Annotated in this window: 15 protein-coding genes; 1 reads left to right on the forward strand and 14 read right to left on the reverse strand. The window is 63.7% G+C overall.

What is annotated here, in order from left to right; all coding sequences use genetic code 11:
* Window positions 1-40: 40 nt before the first annotated feature.
* The 14 genes from rfaE1 to gyrA all read right to left on the reverse strand — a co-directional run bounded on the left by rfaE1 (window position 41) and on the right by gyrA (window position 16,464).
* The gene (rfaE1, locus tag ACREXZ_RS21165; protein WP_431766064.1) at window positions 41-1,042 is read right to left on the reverse strand and encodes a D-glycero-beta-D-manno-heptose-7-phosphate kinase; all 1,002 of its coding nucleotides are present in this window, start codon (window positions 1,040-1,042) and stop codon (window positions 41-43) included.
* Window positions 996-2,411: a UDP-glucose dehydrogenase family protein gene (locus tag ACREXZ_RS21170; RefSeq protein WP_431766065.1), complete on the reverse strand. Its 1,416-nt coding sequence runs from the start codon at window positions 2,409-2,411 to the stop codon at window positions 996-998. Before ACREXZ_RS21170 ends, rfaE1 begins: the two co-directional genes overlap by 47 nt.
* Before the next feature lie 98 nt (window positions 2,412-2,509).
* Entirely contained in the window at window positions 2,510-3,685 is a 1,176-nt protein-coding gene (lapB, locus tag ACREXZ_RS21175; protein WP_431766066.1) for a lipopolysaccharide assembly protein LapB, read from the reverse strand.
* A 61-nt stretch (window positions 3,686-3,746) separates the two neighbouring features.
* Window positions 3,747-4,040 carry a LapA family protein gene (locus ACREXZ_RS21180; RefSeq protein WP_431766067.1) on the reverse strand — a complete coding sequence of 98 codons (294 nt, stop codon included), beginning with the start codon at window positions 4,038-4,040 and terminating at the stop codon, window positions 3,747-3,749.
* 268 nt (window positions 4,041-4,308) lie between these two features.
* On the reverse strand, window positions 4,309-4,632 hold the full coding sequence (locus ACREXZ_RS21185) for an integration host factor subunit beta (RefSeq protein ID WP_133647883.1): 324 nt from the start codon (window positions 4,630-4,632) through the stop codon (window positions 4,309-4,311).
* Between the two features lie 22 nt (window positions 4,633-4,654).
* Window positions 4,655-6,385, reverse strand: a complete 1,731-nt coding sequence (gene rpsA / locus ACREXZ_RS21190; protein ID WP_431766068.1) for a 30S ribosomal protein S1 — start codon at window positions 6,383-6,385, stop codon at window positions 4,655-4,657.
* 143 nt (window positions 6,386-6,528) lie between these two features.
* Window positions 6,529-7,215 (reverse strand): (d)CMP kinase, encoded by a 687-nt coding sequence (cmk, locus tag ACREXZ_RS21195; RefSeq protein WP_431766069.1) that lies wholly within the window; start codon window positions 7,213-7,215, stop codon window positions 6,529-6,531.
* Window positions 7,216-7,257: 42 nt separating this feature from the next.
* Window positions 7,258-8,565, reverse strand: a complete 1,308-nt coding sequence (aroA, locus tag ACREXZ_RS21200) for a 3-phosphoshikimate 1-carboxyvinyltransferase (protein ID WP_431766070.1) — start codon at window positions 8,563-8,565, stop codon at window positions 7,258-7,260.
* Window positions 8,566-8,576: 11 nt separating this feature from the next.
* Window positions 8,577-9,515 carry a prephenate dehydrogenase gene (locus ACREXZ_RS21205; protein ID WP_431766113.1) on the reverse strand — a complete coding sequence of 313 codons (939 nt, stop codon included), beginning with the start codon at window positions 9,513-9,515 and terminating at the stop codon, window positions 8,577-8,579.
* 50 nt (window positions 9,516-9,565) lie between these two features.
* A complete protein-coding gene (hisC, locus tag ACREXZ_RS21210) occupies window positions 9,566-10,678 on the reverse strand; it encodes a histidinol-phosphate transaminase (RefSeq protein ID WP_431766071.1) in 1,113 nt (370 codons plus the stop codon).
* Window positions 10,679-10,734: 56 nt separating this feature from the next.
* Window positions 10,735-11,817 (reverse strand): prephenate dehydratase, encoded by a 1,083-nt coding sequence (gene pheA / locus ACREXZ_RS21215; protein ID WP_431766072.1) that lies wholly within the window; start codon window positions 11,815-11,817, stop codon window positions 10,735-10,737.
* A gap of 46 nt (window positions 11,818-11,863) precedes the next feature.
* Window positions 11,864-12,946, reverse strand: coding sequence for a 3-phosphoserine/phosphohydroxythreonine transaminase (gene serC / locus ACREXZ_RS21220; protein ID WP_431766073.1), 1,083 nt, complete (start codon window positions 12,944-12,946; stop codon window positions 11,864-11,866).
* 173 nt (window positions 12,947-13,119) lie between these two features.
* Window positions 13,120-13,725, reverse strand: a complete 606-nt coding sequence (locus ACREXZ_RS21225; protein ID WP_431766074.1) for a DUF2059 domain-containing protein — start codon at window positions 13,723-13,725, stop codon at window positions 13,120-13,122.
* Between the two features lie 126 nt (window positions 13,726-13,851).
* Window positions 13,852-16,464 carry a DNA gyrase subunit A gene (gene gyrA, locus ACREXZ_RS21230; RefSeq protein WP_431766075.1) on the reverse strand — a complete coding sequence of 871 codons (2,613 nt, stop codon included), beginning with the start codon at window positions 16,462-16,464 and terminating at the stop codon, window positions 13,852-13,854.
* Between the two features lie 491 nt (window positions 16,465-16,955).
* On the opposite strand from gyrA, the gene ompA reads away from it, so the two are divergent.
* Window positions 16,956-17,603 carry an outer membrane protein OmpA gene (gene ompA, locus ACREXZ_RS21235; RefSeq protein WP_431766076.1) on the forward strand — a complete coding sequence of 216 codons (648 nt, stop codon included), beginning with the start codon at window positions 16,956-16,958 and terminating at the stop codon, window positions 17,601-17,603.
* Window positions 17,604-17,657: the final 54 nt, after the last annotated feature.

Here is a 17,657-nt window from a genome sequence, read left to right on the forward strand (position 1 = left end):
AGGCCGCGCATCGCTGTGCGACGCACGGCCGTGCGCGGCATCAGTTGAACAGTTCGTCGTAGTCGACGGTGGCGGTACCGAGCTTGCCGACCACGATACCGGCCGCGCGGTTCGCGAGCGACACGGCTTCGACGAGCGACAGGCCCGCGCCCAGCATCGCGGCAAGCGTGGCGATCACGGTGTCGCCGGCACCCGACACATCATACACTTCGCGTGCAACCGCCGAAGCGTGCAGGACGCCCTCCGCGCAGAAGAGCGTCATGCCCTCTTCGGAGCGCGTGAGCAGCAGTGCGTCGAGTTCGAGATCGGCGCGCAGTTTCGCGACGCGCGCATGCAGATCCGCTTCCGATTTCCACTGCCCGATCACCTCACGCAACTCCGCGCGATTCGGTGTGATCAGCGTCGCACCGCGATAACGCTCCCAGTCGTCGCCCTTCGGATCGACCAGCACGGGCCGGCCGGCTTCGCGCGCCCGCGCGATCATCCGCGTGACGTGCGTGAGACCGCCCTTCGCGTAATCGGACAGCAGGATCACGTCGTGCGCGGGCAGCAGTTCGTCGAAGCGCGCGAGGCTGGCGAGCAGCACTTCGTGCGTCGGCGAGTTCTCGAAATCGACGCGCAGCAACTGCTGCTGACGCGACAGCACGCGCAGCTTGATGGTGGTGAGCAGCGCGGGATCGCGTTCCAGATACGGCGTGACACCGCTGTCGCCAAGCAGCTGCACGATGCGCTCGCCCGGCTCGTCGTGGCCGACCACACACAGCAGCCCCGACTGCGCACCGAGCGCCGCGGCATTGCGCGCGACGTTCGCCGCGCCGCCCAGGCGGTCTTCCTGCTTCTGCACGTGCACGACCGGCACCGGCGCTTCCGGCGAGATGCGGTTGACGTCGCCGAACCAGTAGCGATCCAGCATCACGTCGCCGACTACCAGCACGCGCGCCCGCGCGAGCCGTTCGCGCGGCACGACGACCGCTTCGGGAACGGGTGTCGTGGCTTCAGGCACGTGTGGCTGCGTCGGCCTGGCGGTCGGAGGGTTGAGCATAGGGGCGTCCAATCGAGTGGTAGTCGATGCCGAGTTCCGCCATCGCTCCCGGTTCGTACAGATTGCGGCCGTCGAAGATCAACGGCGACTTCAGCACCGATTTCAGATGCGCGAAATCGGGGCTCTTGAATTCCTTCCATTCGGTGACGATCACAAGCGCATCCGCGCCGGTCAGCGTGTCGTCCTGCGTGTTGACGAAGTGCAGCCGACTGCGCTGTTCGGGCGCGCTGTCGAGGTCCATCGCGAACACGCGACGCGCTTCGTCGAGTGCGACCGGATCGTACGCGCGCACCGTCGCGCCACGCGCGAGCAGCTCGGCGATCAGGCGACGGCTCGGCGCCTCGCGCATGTCGTCGGTATTCGGCTTGAACGCGAGCCCCCACACGGCGAACGTGCGGCCGTTCAGGTCCGCGCCGAGCGAATCGGTGATCTTCCGCACGAGAATTTCTTTCTGCGCGTAATTCACGTCCTCGACCGCTTCGAGAATCCGCAGGTTGTGGCCGCTCTCGCTCGCGGCGCGGATCAGCGCCTGCACGTCCTTCGGGAAACACGATCCGCCGTAGCCGACGCCCGCGTACAGGAAGTGATAGCCGATGCGCGGGTCCGAGCCGATGCCGCGGCGCACCGCCTCGATGTCCGCGCCGAAGCGATCGGCGAGATTCGCCATCTCGTTCATGAACGAGATGCGCGTCGCGAGCATCGCGTTGGCCGCGTACTTCGTGAACTCCGCGGAACGCACGTCCATATACAGCGTGCGTTCGTGATTGCGGTTGAACGGCGCGTATAGACGCTTCATCAATTCGCGGGCTTTTTCGCCGGGCACATCGTCGTCGATGCCGAGCACGATGCGGTCAGGCCGCATGAAGTCGTCAACGGCCGCACCTTCCTTCAGGAACTCCGGATTCGACACCACGGAGAAGCGATGCTTCGGGCTATCCGCAAGACCGCGTTTGGCCAGTTCCTCGGCGACGACCGCGCGCACGCGTTCGGCCGTGCCGACCGGTACCGTCGACTTGTCGACGATCACCTTGTAGCTATTCATGTAGCGACCGATATTGCGCGCCGCCTCGAGCACGTACTGCAGGTCGGCCGAGCCGTCTTCGTCCGGCGGCGTACCGACGGCGATGAACTGCACGTCGCCGTGTTCGACGCTCGCCGCGATGTCGGTCGAGAACGTAATGCGGCCAGCCGCGCGAGTGCGCGCGATGATTTCCTGCAGACCGGGCTCGTGGATCGGCACGCCGCCGCTGTTCAGGATGCCGATCTTGCGCGGATCGACGTCGAGGCAGAACACGTCGTTGCCGATTTCGGCAAGACACGCGCCTGTGACGAGCCCGACGTAGCCCGTACCGATGATGGAGATTTTCATACGCGTTCCGGTAGTAGGTTCGGGTGAGGGGTTCGGTTCCGGTGATCAGTGTGGTCGCGCTGTGCGTCACGTGACGCACGATGTCTACCGCACCGCGTTCAGCTCGCCGCCGTGATCGGTTCGACGCGGCGCGGCGCGTAAGTTTCCCAACCGCTGCAGCCCGGGCATTGCCAATAGAAAAGCCGCGCCCGGAAACCGCAATTCTGGCACGTGTAGCGCGGCAGATTCTTCGTACGCTGCCTGATCAGCGTGCGCATCAGATCGAGTTCGCTGCGCCGCGGTTCCTCGGCGGTCGCCTGCTGCGCTTCGAGCAGGCGCGTCATACCCGCGAGCGTCGGCGACTTCTGCATCTGCGTGCGCGCGAGCGCATGCGCCGCGTCGGGTCCGCGCAGTGCTGCAACGTGCTGATACGCGACGTCGAGCAGATCGTTCGACGGATAGCGATCCACCCACGTGGTCAGCAGGTCGGCGCCCTCTTCCTCGCGGCCAAGCGCTGCGTAGGCCTTCATCAACTTTTCGGCGACGAGCGGCAGATACGCGGGATTCTGCTCCTCGACCTTGCGCCATTGCATGATCGCTTTCGCGCCGTCGTCTGCCGTCGCATCGACATCGCCCGCCAGGATCGTCGCGCGCACGTTCTGCGGATTCGCGCGCAGTGCGAGATCGAGCTGCCGGCGCGCCTCGTCGGGCTTTTTCGCCTGCAGCGCTTCCTGTGCGAGCTCGCAGTGGAACTGCGCGATTTCCTTGTCGAGCGACGCCGCGCCCATCGATTCGAGACGGCGTGCGGTATCGATCGACTTGTTCCAGTCCTTCTCGATTTCGTAGATGGTCAGCAGCGAACGCTGCGCGCCAAGCGCGTGATCGCCGGTCTGCAACGAGCGGAAGGTTTCTTCCGCGCGATCGAGCAGCCCCGCCTTCAGGAAGTCCTGCCCGAGTTCGAACAGCGCGTGGTCGCGCTCCTTTACCGGCAGGTCGGTGCGGCTCAGCAGATTCTGATGCACGCGGATCGCGCGATCGGTTTCGCCGCGCCGACGAAACAGGTTACCGAGCGCGAAGTGCAGTTCGATCGTTTCGGGGTCGAGCTTGACGACCTCGATGAACGCGTCGATCGCCTGGTCCGGCTGCTCGTTCAGCAGAAAATTGAGGCCTCGAAAATACGAACGCGGCAGGTTGGCGCTCTCGGACAACAGCGTCTTCAGGTCGTATCGCGCGGCCATCCAGCCCAGCGCGAAAGCGATGGGTATGACGAGCAGCCACCAGTAGTCTAGATCCATGTGAATGGTCGTGAATGCGGAAACGAACGCCGCGCGTCGCAACGCACGGCATGGAGATGGCTCACATCAAAGGCGGCATCGGCGGCTGTTCGACGACGACGGGCGCTTCGCGCGCGACGCGCAGGTCGCGTTTCAGGCGGCCGTTCTCGAGCTGCAGCCGGAACACCGCCGGCAGCGACGACACGAGGCCGGCCAGCAGCCCGACGACGAAGAACGCGAGGCCGATCAGGATCAACGGCGCCTGCCATTGATAGCCCGCCAGGAAATTCAGCGTGGCGGTTTGCGTGTTGGAGAGTGCCAGCACCAGCAGCAGCACGAACACCAGTACGCGGATCAACCAGACGATAAATTTCATGAGTAGATCTCTTGACGGCGATTGCGGGATGACGCCGGCCTGATGACGCATCGCGCCACGATGCTGCCCGCGCCGAAGTGACCCGTATTGTAAATGATGCCCCTCGCCGCTGGACAGCACCGGCGGCAAGGGCGGCTTACGCCGGCTTTCGGGCCCGACGACCCGCAGCCGGCCGAGGACGAAAAAAAAGCGCCCGCAGGCGCTTTTTCTGGTCTTTTGCCGAGTGGCTGGGCCGCCGGCAACTGCGGGCACACTGGAACAGCGGTGCTCACAGATCGTCGTCGGGCCCTTCGTCTTTCAGCGGCTCACCCGCACGCCGGTCGACCCGTTCGCGCAATTCCTTGCCCGGCTTGAAATGCGGTACGTACTTCTCGGGTACCAGCACCTTTTCACCGGACTTCGGATTGCGACCGACGCGAGACGGACGGCGGTTGAGGCCGAAGCTGCCGAAGCCGCGAATTTCAATGCGATGACCTTTGGCAAGCGCCTCCGACATCGCATCGAGCATCGTCTTCACCGCGAAATCCGCATCCTTGAGAACAAGCTGCGGAAAACGCGTAGCCAGCTGGGCGACCAATTCCGATTTGGTCATACTGCAGCAGACCCCTTAAGGCTTACTGATTCTGGCCGTCGAGCTTGGCCTTCAGCAGCGCGCCGAGGTTCGTCGTGCCGGTCGCTGCCGAGCTGGTGTCGGCTGCGAGGCCGCGGATGGCTTCCTGCTGTTCGGCCGAGTCCTTCGCCTTGATCGACAGGTTGATGCCACGCGACTTGCGATCGATGTTGATGATCATCGCGTTGACCTTGTCGCCTTCCTTCAGCACGTTGCGCGCATCTTCCACGCGGTCCTGGGCGATTTCCGAAGCACGCAGGTAGCCTTCGACTTCCGTCGACAGCTGAACCACTGCACCCTTCGCGTCCACCGTCTTGACCACGCCGTCGACGATCGAACCCTTGTCGTTCATTGCAACGAAGTTGCTGAACGGGTCGCCTTCGAGCTGCTTGATGCCCAGCGAAATGCGTTCCTTCTCGACATCGATGCCGAGCACGATCGCTTCCACTTCGTCGCCCTTCTTGTACTTGCGGACAGCTTCTTCGCCGGTTTCGCTCCACGACAGGTCCGACAGGTGAACCAGACCGTCGATGCCGCCCGGCAGGCCGATGAACACGCCGAAGTCGGTGATCGACTTGATCGCGCCCTGCAGCTTGTCGCCCTTCTTGAAGTTGCGGCTGAAGTCGTCCCACGGGTTCGGCTTGCATTGCTTCATGCCGAGGCTGATACGGCGGCGGTCTTCGTCGATTTCGAGAACCATGACTTCGACTTCGTCGCCCAGCTGGACAACCTTCGACGGTGCGACGTTCTTGTTCGTCCAGTCCATTTCCGACACGTGAACCAGGCCTTCGATGCCCGATTCGACTTCGACGAATGCGCCGTAGTCGGTGATGTTGGTGACCTTACCGAACAGACGCGTGCCCGACGGGTAACGACGGGAAATGCCTTCCCACGGATCGTCGCCGAGTTGCTTGATGCCGAGCGAAACGCGGTTCTTCTCTTGATCGAACTTGAGGATCTTCGCGGTGACTTCCTGGCCAACCGACAGCACTTCGCTCGGGTGACGCACACGACGCCATGCGATATCCGTAATGTGCAGCAGGCCGTCGATACCGCCGAGGTCCACGAACGCGCCGTAGTCGGTGATGTTCTTCACCACGCCTTCGACGATCGCGCCTTCCTTCAGCGTTTCGAGCAGCTTTGCGCGCTCTTCGCCCTGGGTGGCTTCGATCACAGCACGGCGCGACAGCACGACGTTGTTACGCTTGCGGTCGAGCTTGATGACGCGGAATTCCAGCGTCTTGCCTTCGTACGGGGTCGTGTCCTTGACCGGACGCGTATCGACCAGCGAACCCGGCAGGAACGCGCGGATGCCGTTGACCATCACGGTCATGCCGCCCTTGACCTTGCCCGTGATCGTGCCGGTCACGAGTTCGTTGTTGTCGAGCGCCTTTTCCAGCGACAACCACGAAGCGAGACGCTTCGCCTTGTCGCGCGACAGGATCGTGTCGCCATAGCCGTTTTCCAGCGCGTCGATCGCGACGGAAACGAAGTCGCCCGCCTGCACTTCTACCTCGCCCGCGTCGTTCAGGAACTCTTCGAGCGGGATGTAGGCTTCGGACTTAAGACCAGCATTCACGACCACGAAGTTGTGGTCGACACGAACGACTTCGGCGGAAATTACTTCGCCGGCGCGCATGTCCTGCTTGGTCAGCGACTCTTCGAACAGAGCCGCAAAAGATTCGGTAATCGGGGTAGAGGTTTGCAGGTCGGACATAAAAATCGGAATTTGCATGGTTTTCGCGCGGCGCTGGTGGCCGGTGCAGCGGCACGTGCCGTCTGCGACAAAACGAATCCCAAGCGGGGTTAAAGGGTTGAATACACGCTTCGCGGACCTCGCGAAGCACCTACCTTGCCGCTCGCACGCTCACGCGCGCGTCATGCATGCGGCACAACCGCCTGATACCACTGCACCACCTGTTCGACCGCCTGGTCGACCGACAGCGCAGAGGTGTCGAGCAGCCTTGCATCTGCAGCGGGTTTGAGCGGCGCAGCCGCGCGCTGACTATCGCGCTCGTCGCGTTCACGCAAATCCCGGAGCAAGTCATCCATATTAGCAGAAAAACCTTTTTGGATCAATTGCTTATAGCGCCGCGTCGCGCGGGCCTCGACGCTCGCGGTCAGAAACACCTTCAGCGCGCCATCCTGAAAGATCACGGTGCCCATGTCGCGGCCGTCGGCAACGAGCCCCGGCTCCTTGCGAAACGCCCGCTGGCGCGCGACGAGCGCGGTCCGGACAGGCGCGTGGACAGCGATTGCCGACGCCCGCTTGCCGATTTCCTCGGCGCGGATCTCGCTCGATACATCGACGCCGTCGAGCTGGGAAAGCCCCTCGCGGAACGTGATATGGAGGTCGCCTACCAGCTTCGCCAGCGCGTCCGCATCGTCCGCGGGCACGTTGTAGCGCACGCTGGCGAGCGCAGTGAGCCGGTACAGCGCGCCGCTGTCGAGCAGGTGGAAGCCCAGGTGGGCGGCCACCAGCGCGGCCACGGTACCCTTGCCGGAGGCCGTGGGGCCGTCGATCGTAATGACGGGCGTCTGGTGAAAAGGACGGATCGGTTTCATCGGAAAAGTCGCTCGTCGGGCAAAGCTGACGGAAAACCGCGGTCAGGGCGCAGCGAGCGCGGCGAAGCGCTCGAAATAGTCGGGGAACGTCTTGCCGACGCACTTCGGATCGTTGATCCGAACCGGCACGCCGCCGAGGCTGACCAGCGAGAAGCACATCGCCATCCGGTGATCGTCGTAGGTGTCGATCGCCGCATTCGGCGTGAGACGCGCCGGCGGCGTGACGACGAGGTAGTCCGCGCCCTCTTCGACGGTCGCGCCGACCTTCCGGAGCTCGGTGGCCATCGCGGCGAGGCGGTCGGTTTCCTTTACGCGCCAGCTGGCGATGTTGCGCAGCGTCGACGGGCCGTCCGCGAACAGCGCGGCGACGGCGATCGTCATCGCGGCATCGGGGATCAGGTTGAAGTCCATGTCGATCGGCGCGAGCTTGCCATGATCGTGGCCGATCCCACGCACTTCGATCCAGTCCTCTCCCATCGACACGTTCGCGCCCATCCGGTTCAGCGCGTCGGCGAACCCGACGTCGCCCTGGATGCTCGCCCGTCCGACGCCCTCGACCCGCAGCGGACCGCCGCCCAGCGCGCCGGCCGCAAGGAAGTACGACGCCGACGACGCATCGCCCTCGACCATGATCCGGCCCGGCGACCGGTAGCGCCGGCTCGACGGCACGGTGAAGCGCTGCCAGTCGTCGTCGCGCTCGACGCGGATGCCGAAGCGCGCCATCAGCTTGATCGTGATGTCGATGTACGGCTTCGAGATCAGTTCGCCTTCGACCTCGACGACGATCGAGCCGCTGCTGGACCGCACCAGCGGCAGCGTCATCAGGAGCGCGGTCAGGAACTGGCTCGACACGTCGCCGCGCACGCGGATCGGCGCGTCGACGGCAATCTGCGCCGCGTGGATGAAGAGCGGCGGATAGCCCTCGTTGGCCTCGTAGTCGATTTTCGCGCCGATCTGCCGCAGCCCGTCGACCAGATCGCCGATCGGCCGCTCATGCATCCGCGGCACGCCGTGCACGCGGTATTCGCCGCCGTTCACCGCGAGCGCGGCGGTCAGCGGACGCACCGCGGTACCCGCGTTGCCGAGGAACAGATCGGCGGTCTTCGCGGTGAACGCACCGCGCGTGCCGGTCACGACGCAGGTATCGCCGTCGCGAACGAGCTTCACACCGAGCTGCTCGAGCGCCGCGAGCATCACGCGGGTGTCGTCGGAATCGAGCAGGTTGGTAATCGTCGTTTCGCCTTCGGCGAGCGCGGCGAGCAGCAGCACGCGGTTCGAAATGCTCTTCGAGCCGGGCAGACGCACGGTGCCGGACGCACGGGTGAACGGTCCGAGATCGAGGTAATCCATGGTGTGTCCTGTTATTTCGACGCGTCGTCCGCGCCGGTCTTGCCGCCACCTGCTTGCCATCCGGCCCGCGCGACCCGCGAACGGGCGAACACGGCTTCGAGCGCGGCGCCGTCGCCGGCTTCGATCGAAGCACGCAGACGCGCGAGCACCGCCGTGTAGGCGTCGAGTTCGTCGAGCAGTGCCACACGATTGGCCACGCAGACGTCGCGCCACATCTCGGGGCTCGACGCGGCGATCCGCGTGAAGTCGCGGAAACCGCCGGCGGCGAATGAAAATTTCAGCGCTGCGTCCGCCGAGCCGAGAATCTGCTCGACGAGCGCGAACGACAATACGTGCGGCAGATGGCTCACCGACGCAAGCACGCGATCGTGCTGCTCCGGCGACATGTCGCGCACCTCGGCGCCCGTCGCGCGCCACATCGCCGCGGCCCGCGCGACGTCTTGCGGCGTGTTCTCCGGCAGCGCGCACAGCACGACGTTACGGCCGACGTAAAGATCGGCGAGCGCCGCATCGACGCCGCTCGACTCGCGGCCAGCGATCGGATGACCCGGCACGAACTGCCCGATACGCGAACCAAGCGCCGCACGCGCTGCAGCGACGACATCCGACTTCGTGCTCCCCGCATCGGTGACGATCGTCGTATCGTCGAGCAACGGCGCGATGCGTTCGAGCAGCGGTTGCGTCTGCGCGACCGGCGCAGCGAGCAACACGAAATCCGCACCTGCCAGTGCCGCATGCAACGCGACCGGGTCGTCGAGCGATGCGGTTTCGTCGATCACGCCGAGTTCGAGCGCACGCGCAGTCGATGCAGCCGACCGCCCGACGCCGATTACACGCCGCGCGCCGCCTACGTCGTCGCGTTCGCGCAGCGCGCACGCCAGCGATCCGCCGATCAGGCCGACGCCGAAAATCACGAGCTTGTCAAAAGAGAATGCGGCCACGGCGAACAGAAAAAAGCGCGCCGGCTCGCGGCCGGACGCAGAGGATAAACAGCGACCGCTCAGGCGGTCGCGAGGGTTTTTTCGAGCGCCGCGATGAACGCGTCGTTCTCTTCCGGCAGGCCGATCGTGATACGCAGCCACTGCGGCAAACCGTAGCCGCCGACCGGCCGCACGATCACGCCCTGCTTCAGCAGTTCGAGGTTCACGCGATTACCGGCGCCGTCGTCGTTGCCGACGCGCACCAGCACGAAGTTGCCCGACGACGGCACGTACTCGAGGCCGAGCCGGTCGAACGCCGACGTCAGCTGGCGATAGCCCTGCGCATTCAGTGCGGCGCTCTTCTCGAGGAACGCCTTGTCGTTCAGCGCCGCGACCGCTGCCGCCTGCGCGAGCGTGTTGACGTTGAACGGCTGACGCAGCCGGTTCAGCAGATCCGTCAGTTCCGGCTGCGCGATCGCGAAGCCGACGCGCAGGCCGGCCAGCCCGAATGCCTTCGAGAACGTACGCGACACGAGCAGATTCGGATAGCGGCGCACCCACGCGATCGAGTCGTAACGTTGTTCTGCGGGCAGGTATTCGGTGTAGGCCTCGTCGAGCACGACGGCGACGTGGCGCGGCACCTTCGCGAGAAACGCGTCGATCTGCGCGCCATCGAGGAACGTGCCGGTCGGGTTGTTCGGATTCGCGACGAATACCAGCCGCGTGTCGTCGCCGATCGCGGCGAGCATCGCGTCCAGATCGTGGCCGTACTGCACAGCCGGCACGACGACCGAGCGCGCGCCGAGACCCTGCGTGGCCAGCGCGTAGACCGCGAACGAGTACTGCGCGTAGACGATCGACTGACCCTTCTCGACGAACGCGTGCGCGGCCAGTTCAAGAATGTCGTTGCTGCCGTTGCCGAGCGTGATCCAGTCGGCGGGCACGTCGTAGCGTTCGCTCAACGCTGCCTTCAGCTCGAACGCGTTCGCATCCGGATAGCGGCCCAGTTCGCTCGCGGCCCGCGCCATCGCCTGCTGCGCGGACGGCGGCATGCCAAGCGGGTTTTCGTTCGACGCGAGCTTCACGATGTGCGCCTCGTCGAGACCGAACTCGCGCGCGACTTCCGAAATCGGTTTACCCGCGACATAGGGCGCGATGGCGCGCACGTAGGAAGGACCGAAAGGCGTTGTCATCAGTATCTCCGGATCACACGATTGGCATATTGGAATGGCGGCAGGTGAACGCAGCGTCAGCGGGCGCGCGGATACGAGCCAAGAATCTTCATGAAGGCGGCTTTCTGTTCGAGTTCGCCGAGCGCGGCCGCCACGGCGGGATCGTCGCGATGGCCTTCGACGTCGATGTAGAAGTAATACTCCCACTTGTCGACGCGCGCGGGACGCGACTCGAAACGCGTCATCGACACGCCGTGTCGCGCGAGCGGCTCGAGCAGCCGGAAGACGGCGCCGGGTTCGTTCTTCACCGAGAACACGATCGACGTACGATCGCAGCCGCTGACACCCGCCGGCTCCTTGCCGATCATCAGGAAGCGAGTGCGGTTGTGCGGATCGTCCTGGATCAGCGCGTACGCGACCTGCAGACCGTAATGCGTCGCGGCGCGGTCGCCAGCGATCGCGGCAACGGTGGGATCGGTAGAGGCGAGACGTGCAGCCTCGGCATTGCTCGACACCGCCTGGGGCTCGAGATGCGGCGCATGCGTGGCGAGCCAGCGCTGGCATTGCGCGAGCGCCTGCGCGTGCGCGCAGACGCGCGTCACGCCGGTCAGGCCACCGGTCGACGTCAGCAGGTTGTGGTGGATCGGCAGCGCCAGTTCACCGCCGATCAGCAGCGACGATTGCAGCAGCAGATCGAGCGTGCGCGACACCGCGCCTTCGGTCGAATTCTCGACCGGCACGACGCCGAACTCCGCGGCGCCCGCTTCGACCGAGCGGAACACTTCGTCGATCGACGGACACGGCAGGCCTTCGATCGACTGACCGAAGTACTCGTGCATCGCCTGTTCGCTATACGTGCCGACCGGCCCGAGGTACGCCGTGCGGATGGTCTGTTCGAGCGCACGGCTCGCGGCCATGATCTCGCGCCAGATTGCACTGATGTGCTCCTCCGCGAGCGGACCCTCGCTCATGCCCTGCAGACGCGCGATGACCTGCTGCTCGCGCTCCGGACGGAACACGGGCGCGTTGAAATGCTTCTTTACCTCGCCGACCTCGAGCGCGACCGCCGCCCGCTGGTTGAGAAGCGCGATGAGCTGCGCGTCGATTGCATCGATGCGTTCGCGCAGCGGTTTGAGTCGTGAATTAAGTTCGTCGTCCATGCGTGAAAACGGCCGTTGGCAGAAAGAGGGGCGCGGTCCAGGCTGTCTAGGCCTCGCGCCGTTCGAATTCCTTCATGTACTCGACGAGCGCTTTGACGCCTTCGAGCGGCACCGCGTTGTAAATCGACGCCCGCATGCCGCCGACGGACTTGTGGCCCTTCAGCTGCACCAGCCCGCGCGTTTTCGCGCCGGCCAGGAAATCTTCGTTGCGCGATTCGTCGGCGAGGAAGAACGGAACGTTCATCCGCGACCGCGACGCGCGCTCGACCTTGTTCAGATAGAAGCTGCTCGCATCGATCGTGTCGTACAGCAGCGTCGACTTCTCGAGATTGCGCGCTTCGATCGCTTTCAGGCCACCCAGCTTCTTCAACCACTTGAACACGAGCCCCGCGATGTAGATCGCGTAGGTGGGCGGCGTGTTGTACATCGAATTGTTGGTCGCGACGGTCTTCCATTCGAATGCCGACGGACAGATCGGCATCGCGCGTTCGAGCATGTCCTCGCGCGCGATCACGACCGTGACGCCGGCCATGCCGATGTTCTTCTGCGCGCCGCCGAACAGCACGCCGTATTTGGCGATGTCCATCGGGCGCGACAGGATGTGCGACGACGCGTCGGCGACGAGCGGGATGTCGCCCATGTCGGGAATGTCGAAGGTCTCGACGCCGTCGATCGTCTCGTTCGTACACAGATGAACGTAGGCCGGATCGTCGGAGAGTTGCCATTCGGCACGGGCCGGCGCGCGCGTGAAGCCTTCGGCTGTCTGGCCGGTCGCAGCGAGATGGGCGGTGCCGTATTTGCGCGCTTCGTTCAGCGACTTCTGCGACCACGAACCGGTGACGACGAAATCGGCGCGCGGCTTCGTACCCATCAGGTTCATCGGCACGATCGCGTTTTCGCCGAGACCGCCGCCCTGCAGGAACAGGATATGGTGGCTGGCCGGCACCGCGAGGAGTTCGCGCAGATCGAGCAGCGCGGCTTCATGGATCGACGAGAATTCTTTTCCGCGATGGCTCATTTCCATCACGCTCATGCCACTGCCTTGCCAGTCGAGCATTTCGGCAGCGGCCTGGCGCAGCACCTCTTCGGGCAGAGCCGCAGGTCCGGCGGAAAAATTGAAGACGCGCATCGTGAATATCCCGAAGCAGGCGCAGCGGTAAAAAGACGTTTCCGCGCCCAAAAAGAAATGGCCGTTTGCGCCTATGCGCAAACGGCCATTATCGCACTCTACCGGCAACCCGCCAATCGAAGGCGCCTGTGCGCCTCCTGCCGACGGTACTGCCGGCGAAGCCGGGCGACTGCTTACTTGGCCGGCTTGACCGCGGCGACTTCCTTGTCGGCCTGGTCGCGGGTTGCCTTGATCGATTGCGGCATGTACTTCTGCATCAGACCGTTCACGACATCGCGGCCCACCTGGTCCTGGACCTGGATGAACTTGCGGCCCGTCGGGCTCTTGTAGAACGCCGTCAGATCCTTGATTTCCGACGTGCTGTAGTACTTCGCGTACGCGTCGTACTGAGCTTGCATTGCGTCCTGGCGGAAGCTGTCCGTCGCGAACACCTGGCCTGCCGAGTCAACCAGCTTCGGCACGGTGTTCTTTTGCAGCGTCGGGACGGAAGCCTGCTTCTGCTTGTCAGTCAGCGTCTTGTTTTCCGACAGCGCATCCGACAGGATCGCCGGGACCAGTTGCTTGGCCTGCATCTGCGCGCTGTTGCCGATCGCGCCGACGAGCTTCTGTGCGTCGATCGCATCCAGCAGATCCTTGATCGCGGCCTGCTTGGCCGGATCGACCGGTGCCGGTGCCGCAGCAGCTGCGGGTGCCGGAGCCTGGTTCTGCAGAGCCTGGGCCATTGCGAGGGTCGGCAAGAAAGCAGCAAGCACCATCAACTGTTTGAATCGTTTTTGCATCATTACTCCCTAAGAGAAATTAGTCGAACCGCATGCCGCGCAAACCGCGCACCGGCCTGATGCGCATCGTTGGTCCCGCGGCCAGTTATCTACTTCGTGCCGGTGGCTTGTACGGGTCGGGCCGCGTCAGGCAGCGCCATCTTCTTCGCCGTTCTCGCCATTTTCGACATCGCCATCCGTATCGGCTTCCGCGACCTGCTGCAGACCCGAAAGCTTCGTACCCTCGTCAAGGCTGATGAGTGTAACACCTTGCGTTGCGCGGCCCATCTCGCGGATCTCCGACACGCGCGTGCGAATCAGCACGCCCGTGGTCGTGATCAGCATGATCTGCGCTTCCTGATCGACGAGCGTCGCGGCGACCACCTTGCCGTTGCGCTCGGACGTCTGGATCGCGATCATTCCCTTCGTCCCGCGCCCATGACGCGTGTACTCGGCGATCGGCGTGCGCTTGCCGTAGCCGTTTTCGGTCGCCGTCAGCACCGACTGCTGCTCGTCGCCCGCCACCAGCAGCGCGATGACCTGCTGGCCGTCGTCGAGCTGCATGCCGCGCACGCCGCGTGCCTCACGGCCCATCGGCCGGACGTCGTTCTCGTCGAAGCGCACCGCCTTGCCCGAATCGGAGAACAGCATTACGTCGTGCTCGCCATCGGTGATCGCGGCACCGATCAGGTAATCGCCGTCGTCGAGACCGACGGCAATAATACCCTTGCGCAGCGGCCGGCTAAAGGCTTCGAGCGGCGTCTTTTTTACCGTTCCTAACGCCGTCGCCATAAAAACGAATTTGTCCGCCGAAAATTCCTTGACCGGCAGCACTACCGTGATCTTTTCGCCTTCCTGCAGCGGGAACATATTGACGATCGGACGACCGCGCGAATTACGCGAACCTTGCGGCACCTCGTAGACCTTGACCCAGTAGACGCGGCCGCGGTTCGAGAAGCACAGGATGTGGTCGTGCGTGTTCGCGATGAACAGCGTGTCGATCCAGTCGTCTTCCTTCATCGACGTCGCCTGCTTGCCACGGCCGCCGCGCTTCTGCGCGCGGTACTCGGACAGCGGCTGCGACTTCACGTAGCCGACGTGCGACATCGTGACGACCATGTCCTGCGGCGTAATCAGGTCTTCAGTGTTCAGCTCGGTGGCGTTCAGCTCGATCTTCGAACGACGCGCGTCGCCGAATTCCGCCTTGATCGCGGCGAGTTCGTCGACGATGATCGCGGTAATACGCTCAGGACGCGCGAGGATGTCGAGCAGGTCGGCGATCTGCGCCATCACCTCGCGATACTCGCCGATGATCTTGTCCTGCTCCAGCCCGGTGAGGCGCTGCAGACGCATCTGCAGAATTTCCTGCGCCTGCGTGTCCGACAGCCGGTACTGGCCGTCGCCCTGCATCCCGAACGCCGGGTTCAGCCCTTCCGGACGGTACGCCGACCAGCCGCCTGCGGACGCGTTTTCGGTCTCGGCCCGCGCCAGCATCTCGCGCACGAGCGACGAGTCCCACGGACGCGCCATCAGTTCCTGACGCGCGATCGGCGGCGTCGGTGCCGCCTTGATGATCGCGATGAACTCGTCGATGTTGGCGAGCGCGACGGCAAGGCCTTCGAGCACATGGCCGCGTTCGCGAGCCTTGCGCAGTTCGTATACAGTGCGCCGCGTCAGCACTTCGCGCCGGTGCGACAGAAAGTGCTCGAGCATCTCCTTCAGGTTCAGCAGCTTCGGCTGGTTGTCGACCAGCGCGACCATGTTCATGCCGAACGTGTCCTGCAGCTGGGTCGCCTTGTACAGATTGTTCAGCACGACCTCGGGCACTTCGCCGCGCTTCAGTTCGATCACGACGCGCATGCCGCTCTTGTCGGACTCGTTGCGGATGTCGGAAATGCCTTCCAGCTTCTTTTCGTTGACAAGCTCGGCGATTCGCTCGAGCAGCGATTGCCGGTTGACCTGGTATGGCAGATCGTCAACGATGATCGCCATCCGCTGGCCACGGTCGATTTCTTCGAAGTGCGTCGTGGCGCGCATCACGACGCGGCCGCGCCCGGTGCGGTAACCGTCGCGCACGCCGGCAACGCCATAGATGATGCCGGCTGTCGGGAAATCGGGGCCGGGGATGATTTCAATCAGTTCGTCGATTGTGGCGTGCGGATTCTTCAGCAAATGCTGGCACGCGTCGACGACTTCATTGAGATTGTGCGGCGGAATGTTGGTCGCCATCCCGACCGCGATCCCGGACGAACCGTTGATCAGCAGATTGGGAATGCGCGCCGGCATAACTTTCGGCTCGCTTTCGCCGCCGTCGTAGTTCGGCTGGAAATCGACGGTTTCCTTGTCGATGTCGATCAGCAGCTCGTGGCCGATCTTCGACATACGGATTTCGGTGTAGCGCATCGCCGCGGCGTTGTCGCCGTCGATCGACCCGAAATTGCCTTGCCCGTCCACCAGCATGTAGCGCAGCGAGAAATGCTGCGCCATCCGGACGATCGTCTCGTAGACCGCCGAATCGCCGTGCGGGTGGTATTTACCGATCACGTCCCCGACGATACGCGCGGACTTCTTGTACGCGCGATTCCAGTCGTTGTTCAGTTCGTGCATCGCGTACAGCACGCGCCGGTGCACCGGCTTCAGGCCATCGCGGACATCGGGGAGAGCTCGCCCCACGATCACGCTCATCGCGTAGTCGAGATACGAGCGGCGCATTTCCTCCTCTAGGGAGATTGGCAGAGTCTCTTTGGCGAATTGATCCATTTATCCGTGTCTTTTCTATGCGCAAACGCCGAAGAAGCTGCGCCTTACGCGTCGGCGCTGCAGGCGCAGCGCATCACGCGATTCTACCATGCAGCGCATCCGCGCCCGCCCACCTGCGTATACCTATTAGTGGAACAGCCAGCGAGGACGTCTGGGGCCCTCAGAAGCGCTCTCAAAAGAGACTCGGCCAGGCCCGAAAACTGCTCCCGCCAAATCCGCGCGGAACCGCGACGGACGGGCTCCTCCGCCAGTTAACGTTCTGTTGCGCATGCACCACAATTGGAAGGGGGGGATTGATGGGGCCGGATTTTTTTATCGTCGGAAGGGAACGATATGGCAAAATGCCAACGCACAAAGAGTTAGACACTGCTCGAAGTCTACACAGCACGTTTTTGTTCCGCACCAATGTTATACTTCGAGCAATGTATGACTTGTCTTCGTCAACAGGCTCGCAGTAAACCTGCGGTAATCTCAATTTCGAGAGGAGAAATATGAATAAACTTTCAAAGCTCGCGTTCATTGCAGCTACCGCGGTAATGGCTGCATCGGCTTCGGCACAATCGGTGCCGGCATCGCGACAAGCCGTGAACGACAACTGGGTGAACGGCACGGGCGAATACGTGTGGATGAACGGCACGAACGAGCTTTGCTGGCGCGACGCGTTCTGGACGCCGGCAACGGCTAACGCGAAGTGCGATGGCGCACTGGTCGCCCAGGCTCCGACGCCGCCGGCTCAACCGCCTGTTGCGCCTCCGATCACGAGCCAGAAGATCACCTATCAGGCAGACGCTCTGTTCGACTTCGACAAGGCTATCCTGAAGCCGGCTGGCAAGGCCAAGCTCGACGATCTCGCTTCGAAGATCCAGGGCGTGAACCTCGAAGTCGTCGTGGCAACGGGTTACACCGACCGCATCGGCTCCGACAAGTACAACGACCGTCTGTCGCTGCGTCGTGCTCAAGCTGTGAAGGCGTACCTGGTCAGCCGTGGCATCGAAGCCAACCGTATCTACACGGAAGGCAAGGGCAAGCGCAACCCGGTTACGACGGGCTGCAACCAGAGGAACCGCAAGCAACTCATCGCCTGCCTCGCGCCGGATCGCCGCGTGGAAGTCGAAGTTGTCGGTACTTCGAAGCAGTAAGCTACAAAATTACCGCAGCATCAAAGCCCCGCTTCGGCGGGGCTTTTTTTATCC

Source organism: Paraburkholderia sp. (assembly GCF_050742655.1).
Taxonomy (GTDB): domain Bacteria; phylum Pseudomonadota; class Gammaproteobacteria; order Burkholderiales; family Burkholderiaceae; genus Paraburkholderia.